The 17,447-nt window shown below is 43.2% G+C and carries 16 protein-coding genes and 1 riboswitch; of the genes, 3 read left to right on the forward strand and 13 right to left on the reverse strand.

Annotated elements, in window-relative coordinates:
* Nucleotides 1–21: 21 nt before the first annotated feature.
* From HPK16_RS13890 to HPK16_RS13915, 6 genes are all read right to left on the reverse strand, one after another.
* Complete coding sequence (locus tag HPK16_RS13890) at nt 22–1,377, reverse strand: nucleotide sugar dehydrogenase (protein WP_181677528.1); 1,356 nt, start codon at nt 1,375–1,377, stop codon at nt 22–24.
* Between the two features lie 23 nt (nt 1,378–1,400).
* Nucleotides 1,401–2,663, reverse strand: a complete 1,263-nt coding sequence (locus tag HPK16_RS13895; protein ID WP_181677529.1) for a glycosyltransferase family 2 protein — start codon at nt 2,661–2,663, stop codon at nt 1,401–1,403.
* A gap of 672 nt (nt 2,664–3,335) precedes the next feature.
* The gene (gene asnB / locus HPK16_RS13900) at nt 3,336–5,201 is read right to left on the reverse strand and encodes an asparagine synthase (glutamine-hydrolyzing) (RefSeq protein WP_181677530.1); all 1,866 of its coding nucleotides are present in this window, start codon (nt 5,199–5,201) and stop codon (nt 3,336–3,338) included.
* 448 nt (nt 5,202–5,649) lie between these two features.
* Entirely contained in the window at nt 5,650–6,426 is a 777-nt protein-coding gene (locus HPK16_RS13905) for a carbonic anhydrase (RefSeq protein ID WP_181677531.1), read from the reverse strand.
* A 158-nt stretch (nt 6,427–6,584) separates the two neighbouring features.
* The gene (metK, locus tag HPK16_RS13910; RefSeq protein WP_181677532.1) at nt 6,585–7,799 is read right to left on the reverse strand and encodes a methionine adenosyltransferase; all 1,215 of its coding nucleotides are present in this window, start codon (nt 7,797–7,799) and stop codon (nt 6,585–6,587) included.
* Between the two features lie 191 nt (nt 7,800–7,990).
* A riboswitch (SAM riboswitch) is annotated at nt 7,991–8,095 on the reverse strand.
* 58 nt (nt 8,096–8,153) lie between these two features.
* On the reverse strand, nt 8,154–8,510 hold the full coding sequence (locus tag HPK16_RS13915; RefSeq protein WP_181677533.1) for a thiol-disulfide oxidoreductase DCC family protein: 357 nt from the start codon (nt 8,508–8,510) through the stop codon (nt 8,154–8,156).
* Nucleotides 8,511–8,635: 125 nt separating this feature from the next.
* Between HPK16_RS13915 and HPK16_RS13920 the strand changes: the two genes are divergently transcribed.
* Nucleotides 8,636–8,917, forward strand: a complete 282-nt coding sequence (locus HPK16_RS13920; RefSeq protein ID WP_181677534.1) for a hypothetical protein — start codon at nt 8,636–8,638, stop codon at nt 8,915–8,917.
* A 56-nt stretch (nt 8,918–8,973) separates the two neighbouring features.
* On the opposite strand, the gene HPK16_RS13925 is transcribed toward HPK16_RS13920, so the two are convergent.
* Nucleotides 8,974–9,216: a DUF2584 domain-containing protein gene (locus HPK16_RS13925; protein WP_181677535.1), complete on the reverse strand. Its 243-nt coding sequence runs from the start codon at nt 9,214–9,216 to the stop codon at nt 8,974–8,976.
* Between the two features lie 5 nt (nt 9,217–9,221).
* Nucleotides 9,222–9,698: an RNA deprotection pyrophosphohydrolase gene (gene ytkD, locus HPK16_RS13930; protein WP_181677536.1), complete on the reverse strand. Its 477-nt coding sequence runs from the start codon at nt 9,696–9,698 to the stop codon at nt 9,222–9,224.
* A gap of 78 nt (nt 9,699–9,776) precedes the next feature.
* Between ytkD and yidD the strand changes: the two genes are divergently transcribed.
* Complete coding sequence (yidD, locus tag HPK16_RS13935; protein ID WP_220132350.1) at nt 9,777–10,034, forward strand: membrane protein insertion efficiency factor YidD; 258 nt, start codon at nt 9,777–9,779, stop codon at nt 10,032–10,034.
* 186 nt (nt 10,035–10,220) lie between these two features.
* Nucleotides 10,221–11,165, forward strand: a complete 945-nt coding sequence (locus HPK16_RS13940; RefSeq protein ID WP_181677538.1) for a metal ABC transporter solute-binding protein, Zn/Mn family — start codon at nt 10,221–10,223, stop codon at nt 11,163–11,165.
* A gap of 46 nt (nt 11,166–11,211) precedes the next feature.
* Here HPK16_RS13940 and HPK16_RS13945 read toward each other — a convergent pair whose 3' ends face one another.
* The 5 genes from HPK16_RS13945 to HPK16_RS13965 are packed head-to-tail and all read right to left on the reverse strand — an operon-like array spanning nt 11,212 to nt 17,405.
* The gene (locus HPK16_RS13945) at nt 11,212–12,621 is read right to left on the reverse strand and encodes an o-succinylbenzoate--CoA ligase (RefSeq protein ID WP_181677539.1); all 1,410 of its coding nucleotides are present in this window, start codon (nt 12,619–12,621) and stop codon (nt 11,212–11,214) included.
* A gap of 16 nt (nt 12,622–12,637) precedes the next feature.
* Nucleotides 12,638–13,456 carry a 1,4-dihydroxy-2-naphthoyl-CoA synthase gene (gene menB / locus HPK16_RS13950; RefSeq protein WP_181677540.1) on the reverse strand — a complete coding sequence of 273 codons (819 nt, stop codon included), beginning with the start codon at nt 13,454–13,456 and terminating at the stop codon, nt 12,638–12,640.
* Complete coding sequence (gene menH, locus HPK16_RS13955; RefSeq protein WP_181677541.1) at nt 13,456–14,283, reverse strand: 2-succinyl-6-hydroxy-2,4-cyclohexadiene-1-carboxylate synthase; 828 nt, start codon at nt 14,281–14,283, stop codon at nt 13,456–13,458. The genes menB and menH overlap by 1 nt, the downstream gene beginning before the upstream one ends.
* Nucleotide 14,284: 1 nt before the next feature.
* Nucleotides 14,285–16,027, reverse strand: coding sequence for a 2-succinyl-5-enolpyruvyl-6-hydroxy-3-cyclohexene-1-carboxylic-acid synthase (menD, locus tag HPK16_RS13960; RefSeq protein WP_181677542.1), 1,743 nt, complete (start codon nt 16,025–16,027; stop codon nt 14,285–14,287).
* A complete protein-coding gene (locus tag HPK16_RS13965) occupies nt 16,014–17,405 on the reverse strand; it encodes an isochorismate synthase (protein ID WP_181677543.1) in 1,392 nt (463 codons plus the stop codon). The genes menD and HPK16_RS13965 overlap by 14 nt, the downstream gene beginning before the upstream one ends.
* Nucleotides 17,406–17,447 lie beyond the last annotated feature (42 nt).

A 17,447-nucleotide genomic window follows, 5' to 3' on the forward strand; every position in this document is an offset into this window, starting at 1 on the left:
CTTCTTTAGTTCCCTAACCCTTTACTGTGCCGTTAAAAATTTTTCAACAGCTACAGAAGGTCCACCACCGAAACGCGCGACTTTACTCGAACCGAATGAAGACATCACATTTTTCGTATCTAAAATTAAATCACTGTTAGCGAGTATCTGCTCCTTATCAAAAAGATCGTGACATGTCAGCATGATAACCAGGTCATAAGAGGCAAAATAATTGTAATCGAGCGGAATCGTTTCTTGAATGACACCATCGTCATCCCTATACTTCGTTGCCAATGGATCACAGAAATCCACGCTAGCTCCTGCTTTTACAAGATTTTCATAAACCGAAATACTCGGTGATTCACGAAGATCATCAATATTCTCCTTATACGCCATACCTAATAATAAAACACGCGATCCACTCAATGCTTTTTGTTTACTGTTCAAAGTCTTCATCGCCTTGTGAACAACATGCTCCGGCATTTGATGATTTGTTTCCTGCGCTAACTCGATAAAGCGACTGAAAAAATTAACTTCTTTCGCTTTCCAAGACAAGTAAATCGGATCTAGCGGAATACAGTGCCCACCAATTCCTGGGCCCGGGTTAAATCGCATAAATCCAAATGGTTTTGTACTGGATGCTTCGATTGTTTCCCAAACATCAATATCTAGCTTTTCGCATAATAACGACATTTCATTGATAAATGCTATATTGATACTGCGGAATGTGTTTTCAAGTAGTTTACTCATCTCAGCAACTTCCGTCGACGCTACAGGTACCACATGGTCAATAACCTGTTCGTATAAAGCTGTTCCTACTTGCATCGAAATCGGTGTCATACCGCCTAATACTTTCGGTGTGTTTTCTGTTTGATACGTTTTATTCCCAGGATCAACTCGCTCGGGTGAATAACACACATAGAAATCTTCGTCTAACTTCCAACCATCTTTCGCGATTGGTGCATGAAGCAATTCCTTAGAAGTACCTGGATATGTCGTGCTCTCCAATACCACAACCGTATTAACTGTCATGTTCGCGCGAATCATGTCCACCGCGCTCACAATATATGAAATATCTGGTTCATATGATTTAGTGAGCGGTGTCGGCACACAAATAATGATAGCATCTGCTTTTGCTAAGCTTTCAGGATCAGTCGTCGCAACAAACCTTTCCTTTCCAATCAATTTCGATAAGCGTTCCGATGTGATATCCATAATATCAGATTTACCTTGATTAACAAGTGTCACTTTCGGCTCACTTGGATCAAAGCCAATGACTTGAAAACCAGCTTCAGCAAAGGAAATTGCTAGTGGTAAGCCAACATAACCAAGTCCCATAACGGCGATAACCGCTTCTTTTTTATTCAAATTATTCTTTATTTTCTCGAAATTATTCATCCCATTACTCCTTTTTGTATGCCTTAACGTGTTCCCCATTTATCTACACGTAATGTTGCCAACGCAGTTAAACGAACAATATGAATAGTAAAAAAATGTATAAGACCATAAATTGGTGCCATTAAATAACAAAGTGGATACTTAAACATGTAATGTACATTCCTCGCATAAGCAGATAGACAAGCCAAAATTAAATAAAATACCCAATCGACCCATGTCAAATCCCAGAAATGCCAAATGATATTATACCCAACAGCTGCTAAGAAAATAATCCATAGCACTATCTCAACGAAAGACCATAAAAATACAATAGGGTGCGTGAAAATCATGCGCATCGATATAAAAGTCTCTCTAAAAAACGATTTACTCCATCGTGTTTGTTGTTTTAAAAAGACACGCATTGTATCTGGAACATCCGTAATACATTCGGCCGTTGATTGATAAATCGTAGTTCCTTTCTCAATCGCATAGTTTGTTAGACAACGATCATCCCCAACAGAAGCTGGAACGCCAAGAACAGTTTGATTCAAATATCGCTGTAGATTATCCATAACAACTTCGCGTCGATAGCAACTAATTGGCCCTGAGCAAACAAGAATGTGTCCAGTTACTGACTGCGAGGCACGTTCCACACGAAAAGCATTGTCATAACGCATATCCAGAAGGCGCGTTAATAAGTTTGTATCACGATTACGAGCATTAATATGCCCTGTCGCTGCCATCACTTTTTCATCAGCAAATGGTCGCATTAATTCATAAAGCGTATCTGGAAAAATCTCTCCGTCAGAATCCATGGTAAAAAATATGTCCCCCGTAGAGTGCTCAAAAGCATAGGCTTGTGCATGGCGCTTGCCTTGGTTCTTCTCCATCTCATGAATAATAATATTTTTCGTATTTGGCAAGTCTGCTTCAGCTACGTATTTTCGCAAAGCAATAACCGCCTCTTTTGACTTACTACCATCATCCACGAAAAAGATTTCATGTATTGGATAGGTTTGCTTCTGAATCGTCTCCATCAAACGTAGAATTGCGTCACTCGACTCATTATAAGCTGGAATAACAACCGTTACTTTCAAATTTGGTGGCTCATTTTTCTTCGGCTTGTAGAACATAGATAGAGTCATTTTAATAATAAGATAAATGACCATCCCCCATCCATAAATACTAAACGATGTCGAAATATTCCCCGTCCTCCAAAAACCAATCATCTCTAGCATCGCTACACAAAGCACAAAACCAAATAGCGAGATAATAAAAGATGATTTCTTCCTTCCCTCTTCAAACATTATGCCAACTCCCTCAGTTAGTTGCGAAAAATCGCAATACTCTTTTTTAAACAAATAAATAATTTAGACCGATTATTCAGAAAATATTTAACGATATTTAATAGTCCAAATTTATTACTCAAATATTAAATTATATCCCCTAGACCAGTATACTGTCTCCTTGTACTATATTATACATACTAATCGCGGTAGATTCAATAGACTTAGAAATGTTTCACACTTTATACATATTCCCGGCTTTTTTGTATGCAATAATCCTTCATTCATAAAGTTTATAGTCTATTACTTCATCATATGTCATTTTATTCATTCAACTTAGATAATTCGCAATACTCCCAACCTAATTGTATGTACTTTGCCAAGCCAAAAGAAATATTTAGCATCATAGCACAATTATAATATTATTTGTAATCTGCATGAAGAGTAACTTAACTCATTACTACAAGCCTTTTCGTCAATGTAGCAACTAGTCACTTTCTTAACCCAGTATACAGCCAAGATACTGCGAATTCAAGCTTTCATAAAAAGATTCACCATATGTTCACAAAGATAGATTAAATGTTGTATGTTAGCCCTTACATACTATGGATATTTTTGGATTTCATCATATTCTGCATCATAAATGCAAAATCACCGAGCTCAAAACAGCCCGGTGATTCCGCATTTATTCGGTTATTTTCCAAAATCATACTTATTCTCTACATACACATCATACCAAATCATGAAAATAACAACCGTCCAAATTTTGCGGCTATAATCTTGTTTTCCAGCACAATGATCGTCTAGCAATTGCAAAACATATTTTTTGTTGATTAAATGATCTGTTGGTGAATCGCGAATAATATCTTTAACCCATTGATTCATCTCGTCTTTCAACCAATGACGAATCGGTACTGGGAATCCAAGTTTACGACGATTCAAAACATGATCTGGTACAAATGCTTCAGCAGCTTTGCGCAACATGTATTTCGTTGTACCATTCGTTGTTTTAAGCGACGCTGGGATATCTTTTGCGACACGGAATACTTCTTTATCTAAGAACGGCACGCGGACTTCTAGCGAGTTCGCCATCGTCATTCGATCTGCCTTCAACAAGATGTCACCACGCATCCACGTATGGATATCGATGTATTGCATCCGCTCAACTGGATTGTAACCAACTGTTTCCGCGTACAATGGATCGGTAATTTTAGTATAGTCATGGCCAGCTTGATATTTCGGTAACAAGATTTTTTTCTCGGCTTCCGTAAACATCTTGGCGTTACCAATATAACGTTCTTCCATCGGCGTCGTTCCGCGTTCTAGGAAGCTCTTACCACGCATTCCCTCAGGCATGACATTGGCGACACCGCGTAACATGGATTTCAAAACACCTGGCATTTTATTAAACATGGACAATGAGTTCGGCTCGTTATAAATATTATACCCACCGAAAAGTTCATCAGCGCCCTCTCCTGATAAAGCAACTGTCACGTGTTTACGCGCTTCACGAGATAGGAAATAAAGCGGAATCGCAGCTGGATCTGCCAACGGATCATCCATATGCCAAACAATTTTCGGCAATTCATCCATGTATTCTTGTGGCGTAATAATGTAACTTATGTTCTCCACACCTAGCTTCTCAGCCGTTTCTTTCGCTACGTCGACCTCACTGAAGCCATCGCGCTCAAAACCGACAGAGAACGTTTTAATCGCAGGGTGGTATTCTTTGGCAATGGCCGCAATAATCGAGGAATCAATCCCACCAGATAAGAACGAGCCAACTGGAACGTCACTGCGCATATGCATTTTCACAGAATCGTACATTACATCACGAATTTCTTTAATAAACGTATCTTCTGACTTCGCAACTGGTTGGAACTTCGCCTTCCAATATTGACTAATCTGCATTGATTCGCCGATTTTTTTCGTGAAATAATGGCCAGGTTCTAAGCGTTTAATACCTTGCGTCAAAGAATCCGGCTCTGGAACAAACTGGAACGTCATATAATTTTGTAATGACACTTCATCCAATTTTGTCGATTTCAGCGCATGTAAGATTGATTTCTTTTCAGAGCCCATATAAAGTTTTCCATCTTCTTCTGCATAGAAAAACGGCTTGATACCAAATGGATCGCGGGCACCGTAAATTTTTTCCTCTACTTTATCCCAAATAACAAAGCCAAACATACCGCGCAATTGTTCCGCCGTTTTTTCCTTATACTTGGCATATGTAGCAATAATAACCTCTGTATCACTGCTCGTCTCAAAAGTCATGCCCTCATTCACTAAGTTCTCGCGCAGCTCCACATAATTATAAATTTCACCATTGAAAATTATCCAATAACGCTCATTCTCGTACGTCAGCGGCTGATGACCGTTCTCCACATCAATAATACTGAGTCGGCGGAAACCAAACTGAACATGTTCATCCGTAAAATAACCCTCATCATCAGGTCCACGGTGAGTAATCATGTCATTCATTTGCTTAAATGTTTCCTTCTCTTCGCCAGTAATTTCAGCAATGCGGTCATGTACGCATCCAATAAATCCACACATCGTCACATTTCTCCTCTATTTTTAAACTATTTATGTTCTCTTTTCAACAACGTCTATCATATCATAAATAGGCTTTGTTTGAACAGTATCCCGCAAAAAAAGACGGTTAGAATTGTTCATAAACCAGATAAATCGGCGGCAAGCGTTTGTTTGAAGCAAAATTTACGTCTTACCCCAAAAAATAGGATTCGTCCTATCTCAAAAATAATGAATGATATTGCAATTTTATTATGATTTGAGTTCCTTTCAGCCTATCTCTAAGTATCTTACAAAAAATCGTATTTTTATGTATATCTAAAAATCCACCACAAAACAGCAGCGGGCCGCCAAAGGTTTAGTTTCTAAGCAAAAGCGAGTACCGACGTGGAATGTACTAAAGTACATGAGCATCGGAACACAGCTTTTAACGACGAAAATGAGCCTTTGGCGGCCCGCTGCTGGGCGATTTTTAGTTTTCGGTGTGTTTTAATACTGGACGGTCATGTAGTGGTTGAATTTTACGGTTGTTGCCATCGTAGTATTTGTTGAATTCTGCAATTTGTTCTTTTGAAACTTCTACTGGTGTCGACATAACATACCATTCTACGTTTTCAGATAGTGGTGGTGTTGTTAGAGAGCCTAGGTAGTGGTAGTATGATTTGTTTGTTGGAAGTAGAGCTGCTACGTCGATTGGCTCGCTAACTGCTGTTTTCTCGCCTTTTTTAACGTTGTTTAAAATGCTTTGGAAAGCTGGATTTGCTTTACCTTCTTTGAAGAAAACGCCGATAACTGCTAGACGACTATCTTGATTTTCATTTACAAAGTGGGCTTCGATTGGATAATGTTTGCCATCCACTGTATGCTCACTTTCTGCGTGAAAATGGAATTGATTTAATTCAAATTTGCGTCCGTTGATAGTGGCTTGTCCACCGTCATCTACTTGGATACTGTGTCCGTTGTCTACTTCATCGGTCACTTTTTGATTGTAGTTTAATTCAATAGTTCCTGTGTCTTTCATTGGTTCTGTTTTGGCTGTTTCAATGTTGATTGGGGACTGTGTGTCGCCTGCTTCAAATTGCCACGATTTTTGATCATGGTAGTCTAAGTGATCCTCATGTTTTGCTGTTGTTTCGGTCTTTTCTGTTTTTTCTTCTTTTTTCGTGTCGCTTGCATCGCTATTGCCACAACCTGCTACGAGGATGAGTGATGCTGCGATTGCTGAAGCTGCTAATAATTTTGTTTTCATGTTGAAAACCCCTTTCGTTAAGTAACTTAATTATTATATTACATAACGATTCATCTGTGTGTGTACTTTTTGTGACGAAATCATGGTATTTTTGCGAAAAAACTACTCAAAATGTAAAAAACCTAGCTGGATTGGCTCCAAAGCTAGGTTTTAAAATATTAATTTACAGTTGCAGTTTCTAATAAAAATTCTTTCATTTGTTGCGCTTTATCTATTTTTTCCCAAGGTAAATCTAAATCCAACCTTCCGAAATGTCCAAATGCCGCGGTTTGACGATAAATCGGGCGACGCAGGTCAAGCATTTTGATAATTCCTGCTGGACGTAGATCGAAAAATTTGTTTACCGCATTGATTAAGTCTTGCTCACTGTAACTACTTGTTCCATATGTGTCAATAGAGATTGATACCGGATGAGCGACCCCAATAGCATAGGCTAGCTGTACTTCTACTTTTTTAGCAAGTCCAGCTGCGACAATGTTTTTTGCTACGTAACGTGCAGCATAGGCGCCTGAACGGTCCACTTTTGTCGGATCTTTACCGGAAAAAGCTCCACCGCCATGACGTGCATAGCCGCCGTATGTGTCGACGATAATTTTGCGACCAGTTAAGCCAGCATCTCCTTGAGGCCCACCAATAACGAAGCGACCAGTTGGATTGATGAAGTATTTCGTTTCCGCGTCAAGAAGGTTCGCGTCAATCACTTCTTCTATGACTAGTTTATGCAAATCAGTTGCGATCTGTTCTTGTGAAATATCTGGATGATGTTGTGTGGAAATAACAATCGTATCGACACGAATTGGTTGATTATTATCATCATACTCTACTGTTACTTGTGTTTTCGCATCTGGGCGTAGGTAAGTTAATACGTTATTTTTGCGTAGTTCTGCGATTTTACGGGATAATGCGTGTGCTAATGAAATGGGAAGTGGCATCAATTCCTCGGTTTCATCTGTTGCAAAACCGAACATCAAGCCCTGATCTCCTGCCCCAATAGCATCGATTGCGGCATCTTCGGCTGAACCATCGCGGGATTCTAAAGCGACATCCACACCTTGCGCAATATCTGGTGACTGCTCGTCTATTGCCGTTAAAACAGCGCATGTTTCCGCATCAAAACCATATTTTGCACGGGTGTAACCAATTTCTTTAATCGTATCACGCACGATTTTCGGAATATCCACATAAGTAGAGGTTGTTATTTCCCCCGCTACGAGTACCAATCCTGTTGTTACTGTCGTTTCACAAGCTACGCGAGCATCAGGATCTTTCGTTAAAATTGCGTCCAGGATTGCATCTGAAATCTGATCTGCAATCTTGTCTGGATGTCCATCAGAAACAGATTCTGACGTAAATAAATGACGGTTTCTTGCCATTCTTTGTTTCCTCCTTTTTCTTCTCCATCGCGAAGTGGTTTGCAAAAATGCGAACTTATCGTCTGTTTCCTTGTAGTTTTCGTTCACGCTTTCATGCGACATGTTTTATCCTCATGCCAACAAAAAAGCCTTCTCCCTATTTGCCAATTGCACGCGGAATAGAGAGAAGGCTATTATTTACAATACCTTCGCTCTCATCGATCAGGAAATCACTTCCTGCCACAGGTTAGCACCTTACAATACATGTAGGTTGCCGGGTTTCAAAGGGCCAGTCCCTCTACCGCTCTGGATAAGAGTTTAATTTAGTTTTCACGTTATTGTAACATGTTTCATTATTATTGTCACGCACAAAAATTATTCATGCTTATTCCTACTTCTTTTTCGGATATCGCACGTCCGATTATCTGCCACCGCACTGTATCCAAATCGTCCCACTGGTTTTAAAAATGGCAAGTACATAATCAGGCCAATCAACCCTGTCAGTGGAAAACGCAACAACATCCGGCGAATCGCGAAAAATCCCTTCTTGACACTCCCATCCGGTGCGATAAGATGAATTTCGCGCATTAGTTCTTCTTGTGAAAACCCGATATCCCTGGCACCTTGAAGCGGTCTCCAATCTATGACATGCATCCAGTCCAGCCTTTCAAATAAGCGCTTCGTAGCTTTGCAAAATCGACAGTTTTGATCATATAGAACGATATCTTTCATCCTCATTCATCTCCTTAAATTACGTTTCTTGCTTACCATTCTCGCCAAACTATGTTAAAATGAATTTTATACATCGGGATTTCCTAGATTGTATGAATGCTTGGTTCACCAAAGGAGAAGAAACTATGATATTTTCAGCATTAACTTTGATTATTTTTGCGATTTTTATTATCGCTGTGTGCATTTTTGAATTTGTTTTGAAATGGCGCTGGTTCAAGTACTTTTTAGCGACAATGGGCTTGATTACGAGTGCAGTTATTTTCTTTATTAGCTTTTACGGCGGCGGGGTTTCACAAGCTGAGATCGCGATTTCCATTTTCATTGCCACACTTGGAGAATATATTTTCTCCCTAATTATTAGCCTCATTGCTTGGATTCGTCGCATGTCAGATAAGAAAACAGCGTAAATAATCAGTTAGAAAAAGTTGAGCCCTCGTATTACCGGCTCAACTTTTTTTGTTGCCTAGTTACTCGAATTAAGCGACACTAGTTCATATGTAATTATCGTTGTATCGTTTTCCCAGATGAGCTTACGTGGCACTGCAATCCCGTTTGTCTCGCTTTCTTTTGTCGTCCGGACTTCTACCGGCACATCGATTGGATAAATACGATATCCTGCTTTCTCCAACTCAAAAAAATTATCTGAAATCCGCTTCTCTTTTCCCTTTGTTACGATCATTGTATTAACTTCTAATGGCATTCCCATGCGTATTACCTCCAATTATTTGATTTTAGTTGTCGCAGTGCTTCTTGAATCACGACCTGCATTCCTTCATCTCGCATAAAAAAACTGAACTGATTCTGCTGGACAAGGCTCGCTAAATCTCCTGCAATCAGCTTTGGCCCCAGTGTTTCCATATAATCCAACTGATTCACAAAACCTACGACATTCGCCAAATAAACGCGTTTGCTAAACGTTCTTTCTACTGTCTTTACTTCATATTGCGCTATTATATGTAATTTGTCTAATTTTGCGCCGGTTTCTTCCATTGTTTCACGGATTGCCGTTTCCGCATTCGTCTCCCCAGGTTCACCCTTCCCACCAGGAAACTCGATGCCACGGGTTTTATGCGTTGTAAACAACCAAGCGTCATGAAATTGTGCGATGACGAGCACATCGTCTGCTTCTTGTTGGATATCAAAATAAATCGATACCATATTCCCAAGCGAATCCCGATACGTATACATGCTTATTCCCTTTCTTTTTTTCGAATTTGTGGTACGATAAAGAGGTTAAATCTCTTAAAAATGAAGGTGAGTCGCAAAATGAAGAAAATCATGTTGGGCGGTATTCGTCTTTATCGCAAATATATTTCACCGCTAAAACCCGGAACTTGCCGCTTTTACCCTACTTGCTCACAATATGGTATGGAAGCAATTACGGAACACGGTGCTCTAAAAGGTGGCTGGCTGACAATCAAGCGAATTTCTAAATGCCATCCTTTCCATAAAGGTGGTGTGGATTTAGTGCCTATTAAGTGCGACCATAAAGACCACCGTCATCATCATTATAGTGAAAAATAGGAGTGCTTGCAAGAAACACGTGCTAGTAACCACTCCTATTCCTTAGATTAAAAATTTCAATAAACTGCTTGCCTTTTTGTGATATATACGGTATTATGAATTTCTGATGTTAAATCGTAATCGCTACGATTTATTATTTTTCGGCATCAAATAAGAATCATTTCGATTTAGGGGGTTCCTTTTCTCATGAAGAAAATAGCAATTTTACTTAGTACGATTCTTCTTGTTTCTGTTTTCATGGTCGGTTGTGGTAATAGCGACGCGAAGACGAAAGATGCGGATAAGTTGACCGTTTACACGACGGTTTATCCATTACAATACTTAGCGGCCCAAATTGGTGGCAAATATGTCGATGCACATTCGGTGTATCCTGCTGGTTCGGATGCCCACAGCTTTGACCCCTCACAAAAAGACATGATGAATATTGCAGATAGCAACCTGTTTTTCTATATTGGGCTTGGTATGGAAGGTTTTGTTGATAAAGCGAAACAATCGCTTAAAAATGAGAACGTGAAGTTTGTCGTGACGACGGATGATTTGAAGCTGCCAACTGTTGCCCATGAAGAGGAAGATCATGCGGACGACGAGGATGACCATGATCATGGCGATGTAAATCCGCACGTTTGGCTGGATCCGAATTACATGGTGACGATGGCAGGCGTTGTACGGGATAATTTAAGCAAGGAACTTCCTGCACAAAAAGCTACATTTGAAAAAAATTATGAGGATGTTGTATCGCAATTAAAAACGCTGAATAGCGATTACAAAACGATGGCTACGAGCGCGAAACATAAGGATTTTGTGACGGCACATGCGGCATATGGTTACTGGGAGCAAGAATACGGCTTGAAACAAATTCCGATTGCTGGTATTTCAACAAGTGACGAGCCATCCCAGAAGAAGTTAACATCGATTGTAAGCACGATTAAAAAAGATAAGATTCCATACATTTTGTTAGAGCAAAATACGAATTCCAAAATTGCTGACGTTATCCAGAAAGAAACGGATACGAAGACAATGAAACTGCATAATTTAGAGACATTGACGCAAAAAGATATTGATGCAAAACGCGATTATATGTCCATCATGAAGGATAATTTAGCAGCATTAGACAAGGCGTTGAATTATTAATGTAGAGAAAAGGCCGAGCGCTTCACACGCTCGGCCTTTTCCTATATTACTTTCCCCTCAAACGATGCCGTTGAATTTTTTGTGATGCGGTTTTCGGAAGCTCATCTAAGAAATGAATTTGACGCGGTATTTTAAACCTAGCCAACTTTTGCTGACAAAATTCGTAAAGTTGCTCTGTGTCCATATCCTCTTTTGCGACGATAAAAGCCACAGGTACCTCTCCCCATTTTTCGTCCGATAGAGCGACCACAGCCGCCTCTAAAACATTCGGGTGTGCCATCAAAACATGCTCGATTTCGGTTGGATAGATATTTTCGCCACCTGATATAATCAAATCGGAGCGCCTGTCCAGCACGAATAAGAAACCGTCGTCATCTAAATAGCCGACATCACCAGTCTGAAACCAGCCATCCTTGTCAAATGCTGCCTTTGTCGCCAAATCATTATGCAAATATCCAGCCATGATTGAAGGCCCTTTTAGCAAAATTTCACCATGTTCACTTATCTTGATTTCTGCCGGAAACAAGGGCTTGCCTGCCGATCCAATTTTTAAAAGGGCATCTTCCGGTGGTAGCGTCACGATTTGCGAAGCGGTTTCTGTCATGCCAAACGATTGCACCAGCGGGATTCCTTTTTCAAAGCATGCCTCAAGCATCGATTGGTTAGCCGGACCTCCACCAAGCAGCATACAACGAAAATTCGGATGATAAGGCGTCGTAAAAACGTCCAGCAAACGCTGCGCCATCGTTGTTACCACCGAAATCAAGGTCACTTCACCGCTTTGCAAAAATTTATCCACACGTTCTGGATCGAAACGTTCCTCCAAATAAACTGGAATCCCATAAATCACTGAGCGCATCAAAATCGACAGACCACTAATGTGGAAAATTGGCACCGCACAAAGCCAACTATCTCCTGCCTGCAAACCAAGGTTCAGCATCGAGCCAGTGGCGCTCCACCAATGATTCCCGTAAGTCTGCATCACACCTTTAGGCTGCCCAGTCGTGCCCGATGTATACATGACCGAAGCCACATCCTCCATCGCAAAATGAGAAACGAGTGGAGGTTCCAAAATCGGTGCGCCCATCACAGCCGTAAAGGAAGTCGCTCGGATTCCGTCCACTTTTCCCACAAACACATCTGTATAAAAACACCGCTCTACCTGCGCATCTTGCGTTTGAAACAAAATCTCCGTCGCTGTCAACCGATTATTCAGAAAAACCGTCCGCGCACCCAGCTGCTGCAACGCATGAATCATCAGAAACGTCTCCCGATCATTCTTACCGAGTAGCGCAACATACATCCCATCCCGAACACCAAACGACGCCAATTTTCCAGCCACTTCTTGCACCGCTGCATAAATCTCTAAAAAAGTCTCCTGCTTATCATCAAAAACAAGCGCGGTCTTCCTGGGAGAAAGCCGCACTCGTTTTTCCAACCAATTGGTTAGTTCCATCATTTTTCACCAACAATCAAGGGAATTTCGGGAATTGATCGAAGTCTGGGTCACGTTTTTCTTTGAACGCGTCACGTCCTTCTTTCGCCTCATCCGTTGTGTAATAAAGAAGCGTCGCATCACCAGCCAGCTGCTGAATACCAGCCAAACCGTCTGTGTCCGCGTTGAATGCCGCCTTAATAAATCGAAGCGCTGTCGGACTCTTCTTCAACATTTCCTTCGCCCAAGCAACCGTTTCATTCTCAAGCTCAGCAAGAGGCACAACCGTGTTAATCCAGCCCATTTCAAGCGCCTCATCAGCCGTATACTGACGACACATGAACCAAACTTCCTTCGCTTTCTTATGACCAATCACGCGCGCCAAGTAGCCCGATCCATAACCCGCATCAAAACTACCAACATTCGGCCCAGTTTGACCAAATTTCGCATTATCCGCCGCAATCGTCAAGTCACACACGAGTTGCAATACGTTTCCGCCACCAATCGACCAACCAGCAACCATCGCGATAACCGGCTTCGGAATCACACGAATCAAACGCTGCAAATCAAGCACGTTCAAGCGCGGAATATTGTCCTCACCAACGTAACCACCGTTTCCACGAACTTTCTGATCTCCACCAGAACAAAACGCCTTGTCGCCTTCTCCTGTTAAAATAATCACGCCAACCTTCGAATCCTCACGCGCAATCGTAAACGCATCAATCATTTCCATCACTGTTTTTGGCGTAAACGCATTATGCACTTGCGGACGATCGATCGTAATTTTCGCGATACCTTCGTATGTTTCGTACTTAATTTCCGTATAATCCTTCTCTTTTTTCCATTCAAAACCCATTATTTCGTTCCTCCTCTAATTCGTAACCAATTGCGGACCGCGTAACCAAAAGCCTCCGGTTGCTCGATATGTATCGTATGTCCCGCATTTGAAAAAGTAATATATTTTGCATCAGGAAGCGCCGTTTTCATTTCCAACGCAATCCCGCAAAATTTCTGATCCTCTTGCCCTGTCAAAAGTAATGTCGGCATCTGAAGCGCCGGCAACTCCTCCCAAAAAGAAGGCTGCGCACCCGTCCCCATTCCGCCAAGACTCCCAGCTAGGCCTTGCGCCCGCTGATTCAAACGTTCCGCGCGTACCTTATCCCGCGCATTTTCCGAGAGATAACGCTGCGTCGCAAAAAGCGGCAAATTCTCCCAATCTGCAACAAAATCCGTCACACCTTGCGTTCTAATTTTATCAGCAAGCGCCGTATCTTTCAAAATTCGTGCCGTGCGTTCTTGCTCCGACATGAGACCCGGGGAAGCACTCTGCAAAACTAGCGTCTGAATCCGATCCGGATACAGCGTTGCAAGGCCTAGAGCAAGCCTGCCCCCCATCGAGTAGCCCAGCACCGAAGCCCGATGCACAGCCAACTGATCTAAAATCGCTATCAAATCCGCCGCCTGCTCCTCCATTTCATAGCGCGAAGCATCAAACGGCGCATCCGTCTCACCATGCCCCAACAAATCCACCGTCACACAATGCCAATCCGCAGACAAAATCGGCAAAATCGCATCATATGTCGCATGCGATCCCGTAAAGCCATGGAGCAACAACAACGTTCCCCGCGAAGCCCCGCCAGCATTCGTCTCCACAACATGGTAATCCACGTCCCGAATCCGCATCTTACTTCAACTCCAACCGAATCGCCGTCTTGATCGTTTCCCACAACGTCCGGTGAGCATCCACATTTTCATACCGATTCGTCTTCACTTCAATAATATCCAGCCCCTTGTGGAAATGAGCCCGATCAAGCGCATCATGGAACTCATCCCAATCCGCCACCTCATGAAAATCACCCCCATAAAGCGCCGCCGTATAGCGGAAATCAAGATCCGTCCCCGTCCCAAACAACGACTCAAAATACTTCGGATCCGACGCCTGCGGTAAGAACGAGAAGATCCCGCCACCATTATTATTCACCACAATAATCGTCAAATTTAGCCCATATTTTTTCGCCATCAAAAGTCCGTTCATATCATGATAAAACGACAAATCCCCAATCAACAAATACATCGGTTGCTCCGTCAAACTCGCACCAAGCGCCGAAGAAACAACACCATCAATCCCGTTTGCGCCGCGATTAGCAAGCATCCGAATCTGTTTATCCACCTGCGCAAAATACGTATCAATATCACGAATCGGCATACTGTTTCCAATAAACAAACCGGCCTTTTCAGGAATCCACGCACGAAGATCGTACACGAGTTTCCCCTCATCTAGCACGTCAAGCGTTGCCATATGCGCCTCGATAACCGTTTTTACTTTTGCATTCAACTGTTGCCACGTAACCATCCAGTCAAGCTCGGTCTTCTCCTGCCAGCCGTCGGTAAGCGCGCCAACCAAGAAATGCTCGTCGCAGTGAATCATGTTCGTCACCGCTTTAATCGGGTCTTTCCAAGCCGCGCCAGGGTCAACCACGTAGAACATCACGTCCTCCAAAGCCTCCAACCACTTCATCAGCGGCTTCGAAACTGGCATCGCCCCAAAGCGAATCACAACTTCCGGCCGCAAAGCCGCGCGTGCCACTTCCTCCTGCAAAATCGCATCATACTGGTCAATCACCACATCGCTCAACGCACCATAACTCCGCAGCTGCGACAACGGATCCGCCAAAATCGGCCAACCAATCTGTTCCGCCAGCGCCACCAATTTCGGTGAAAAAGCCTTTTTATCCAAAGGACCAGCCACAAAAACGCCACGTTTCCCAGCACAAGCTTGGGTAATCTGCGCAATCACTGCATCCTCCAATACCTCATGCGTATAATAAATATGCACATGGCGGCGCTTCTTCTCCGTTACCGCAAACGGTGACGGCTCTAAAATTGGCATCAATGGTTCCCGCAATGGAAAATTCAAATGAACAGGACCACGCGGCGCTGTCATCGCGATATCCACAGCCTTTGAACCATGCCATTTCGCAAAACGCAACATCTCCGTCGAATTCTCAGGAATCGCCATATCCGTAAATTCCTTCACGTGCGATCCAAACAGGCGAACCTGATCCATCGCTTGCGGCGCCCCGACATTTCGCAACTCATGTGGCCGATCCGCCGTCAAAACAAGCAACGGAACCTGCGATAAATTCGCCTCAGCCACCGCTGGAAAGTAATTCGCAGCCGCTGTTCCCGACGTACATAAAAGCACAACCGGTCTTTTCGAAGCCTTCGCAATCCCCAACGCAAAAAATCCCGCCGAGCGTTCATCCACATCCACATAAATTTTTAGCGTCGGATGTTCAGCCATCAATAAAGCAATCGGCGTCGAGCGCGAACCCGGACTAATAACCGCCTCTTTCACACCAGCCTGCACCAATTCCTCCACAAAAGCCGCCAAATATTCCGTCATAATCTGTCTATGTTCGTTCATGTACCTTACCTCCTAATACCCGTAACATCGGCTGAAACTTAATCGCCGTTTCCGCAAGTTCCTCTGTTGGCACCGAATCCGCCACAATCCCGCATCCAGCATAAAGTATCGCGTTCGTGTCTATTGCAAGCGCTGATCGAATCGCAACCGCGAACTCTCCACGATCAAGCGAGTCAATCCAGCCAATCGGTGCTCCGTAAAAACCGCGATCCATCTCTTCTTTCAAACGAATCACCGTCATTGCCTCCGATTGCGGCCAACCACCAAGCGCCGGCGTCGGATGTAGCGCACGTAACACATCCAGCATCCTCGCCTCACTTCGTCGTCCCGAAACCGTCATATACAAATGCTGAATATCCCGATTCTTAAGCAAAATCGGACTCGCCGAAACCTGCACATCCTCACAAAACTGCGCCATCGTTCCCTGGATCATCTCCACAACGAAATGATGCTCCGCCAAGTTTTTCGCGTCACTAAGCAACGTCTCCCCAAGCACCGCATCCTCACTCGCCGTCTCACCCCGCGCAATCGAACCCGCCACGCAAGCCGACTCCAAATGAGCCGCATCCGCCATCAATAAACGTTCCGGCGTGGCACCAAAGAAAGTACTCGTCCCATTCTCCAGTACAAAACAGTAACTATTCCCCTGCTGTTCCTCCATATTCGCGATAATCAAGCTGCTCGATAGAAAGCCATCGAATCCCAGTCGCATCCGCCGAGCCAATACCACTTTCTGCATATTTGGCGACTCCTGCAACAACGCCACAACATCCGTCGCAGCGCGCAACCAAGCATCCTCCGCTAAGCGCTCCTCCAAAATACAAGCCACTTCCGAATCAGGCATAACCAGCGACGCAACAATCTTATCCCACTGCGCCATCACAGCCTCGACTTTCGCATAGTCATCCTCCTCCGAAAGCCAGAGATTCACCGATAAATAACAGCGATCCTCCTTCTCCGTCACCAAGAAAAGCGGCAAATAAAAAAATCCTTCCCCAAACTTTTCCCATTCCGACGACGTATCCTGTTGATCATCAAAACTAAATCCACCAAAATAAACGGCACCACAAGCTGTTTCCTCACTGTTCGTTACCGTCCGCTGAAGCACCTGCTCTTTTCTCGTATGTAACGCCAAAAACCGGTCCTGCCCCTGCTCCACTCGCAACTGATCCGTCGCACCAAGCCCCGCAAGTCGCAATGTCCGCTCTTTATTTTGCCAGAAGAAACGCTCGCCTTTAAACGCTTTTCCCTGATCAAAAACACGCTTTGCCGCACCACCAGGAAGCTCACAAACCCAGCTTAACAACACGTTCTCCTGTTGCGCACTTATTCTACGATTTGCCTGCTGAAACAGCTCTATTGGCAATGTTAAACCCATATAACTCATCTCTCCTTCATTGCCTTCACTCACCTACTCATT

It is taken from the genome of Paenilisteria rustica (assembly GCF_013820765.1).
In the GTDB taxonomy this organism is placed as follows: Bacteria; Bacillota; Bacilli; order Lactobacillales; family Listeriaceae; genus Listeria_A; species Listeria_A rustica.

Excerpts from the sequence above, each read along its gene's own strand:
- HPK16_RS13890 (WP_181677528.1), bottom strand. The coding sequence starts at position 1,377 with ATGAATAATTTCGAGAAAATAAAGAATAATTTGAATAAAAAAGAAGCG.
- HPK16_RS13895 (WP_181677529.1), bottom strand. The coding sequence starts at position 2,663 with ATGTTTGAAGAGGGAAGGAAGAAATCATCTTTTATTATCTCGCTATTT.
- asnB (WP_181677530.1), bottom strand. The coding sequence starts at position 5,201 with ATGTGTGGATTTATTGGATGCGTACATGACCGCATTGCTGAAATTACT.
- HPK16_RS13905 (WP_181677531.1), bottom strand. The coding sequence starts at position 6,426 with ATGAAAACAAAATTATTAGCAGCTTCAGCAATCGCAGCATCACTCATC.
- metK (WP_181677532.1), bottom strand. The coding sequence starts at position 7,799 with ATGGCAAGAAACCGTCATTTATTTACGTCAGAATCTGTTTCTGATGGA.
- HPK16_RS13915 (WP_181677533.1), bottom strand. The coding sequence starts at position 8,510 with ATGAAAGATATCGTTCTATATGATCAAAACTGTCGATTTTGCAAAGCT.
- HPK16_RS13920 (WP_181677534.1), top strand. The coding sequence starts at position 8,636 with ATGATATTTTCAGCATTAACTTTGATTATTTTTGCGATTTTTATTATC.
- HPK16_RS13925 (WP_181677535.1), bottom strand. The coding sequence starts at position 9,216 with ATGGGAATGCCATTAGAAGTTAATACAATGATCGTAACAAAGGGAAAA.
- ytkD (WP_181677536.1), bottom strand. The coding sequence starts at position 9,698 with ATGTATACGTATCGGGATTCGCTTGGGAATATGGTATCGATTTATTTT.
- yidD (WP_220132350.1), top strand. The coding sequence starts at position 9,777 with ATGAAGAAAATCATGTTGGGCGGTATTCGTCTTTATCGCAAATATATT.
- HPK16_RS13940 (WP_181677538.1), top strand. The coding sequence starts at position 10,221 with ATGAAGAAAATAGCAATTTTACTTAGTACGATTCTTCTTGTTTCTGTT.
- HPK16_RS13945 (WP_181677539.1), bottom strand. The coding sequence starts at position 12,621 with ATGGAACTAACCAATTGGTTGGAAAAACGAGTGCGGCTTTCTCCCAGG.
- menB (WP_181677540.1), bottom strand. The coding sequence starts at position 13,456 with ATGGGTTTTGAATGGAAAAAAGAGAAGGATTATACGGAAATTAAGTAC.
- menH (WP_181677541.1), bottom strand. The coding sequence starts at position 14,283 with ATGCGGATTCGGGACGTGGATTACCATGTTGTGGAGACGAATGCTGGC.
- menD (WP_181677542.1), bottom strand. The coding sequence starts at position 16,027 with ATGAACGAACATAGACAGATTATGACGGAATATTTGGCGGCTTTTGTG.
- HPK16_RS13965 (WP_181677543.1), bottom strand. The coding sequence starts at position 17,405 with ATGGGTTTAACATTGCCAATAGAGCTGTTTCAGCAGGCAAATCGTAGA.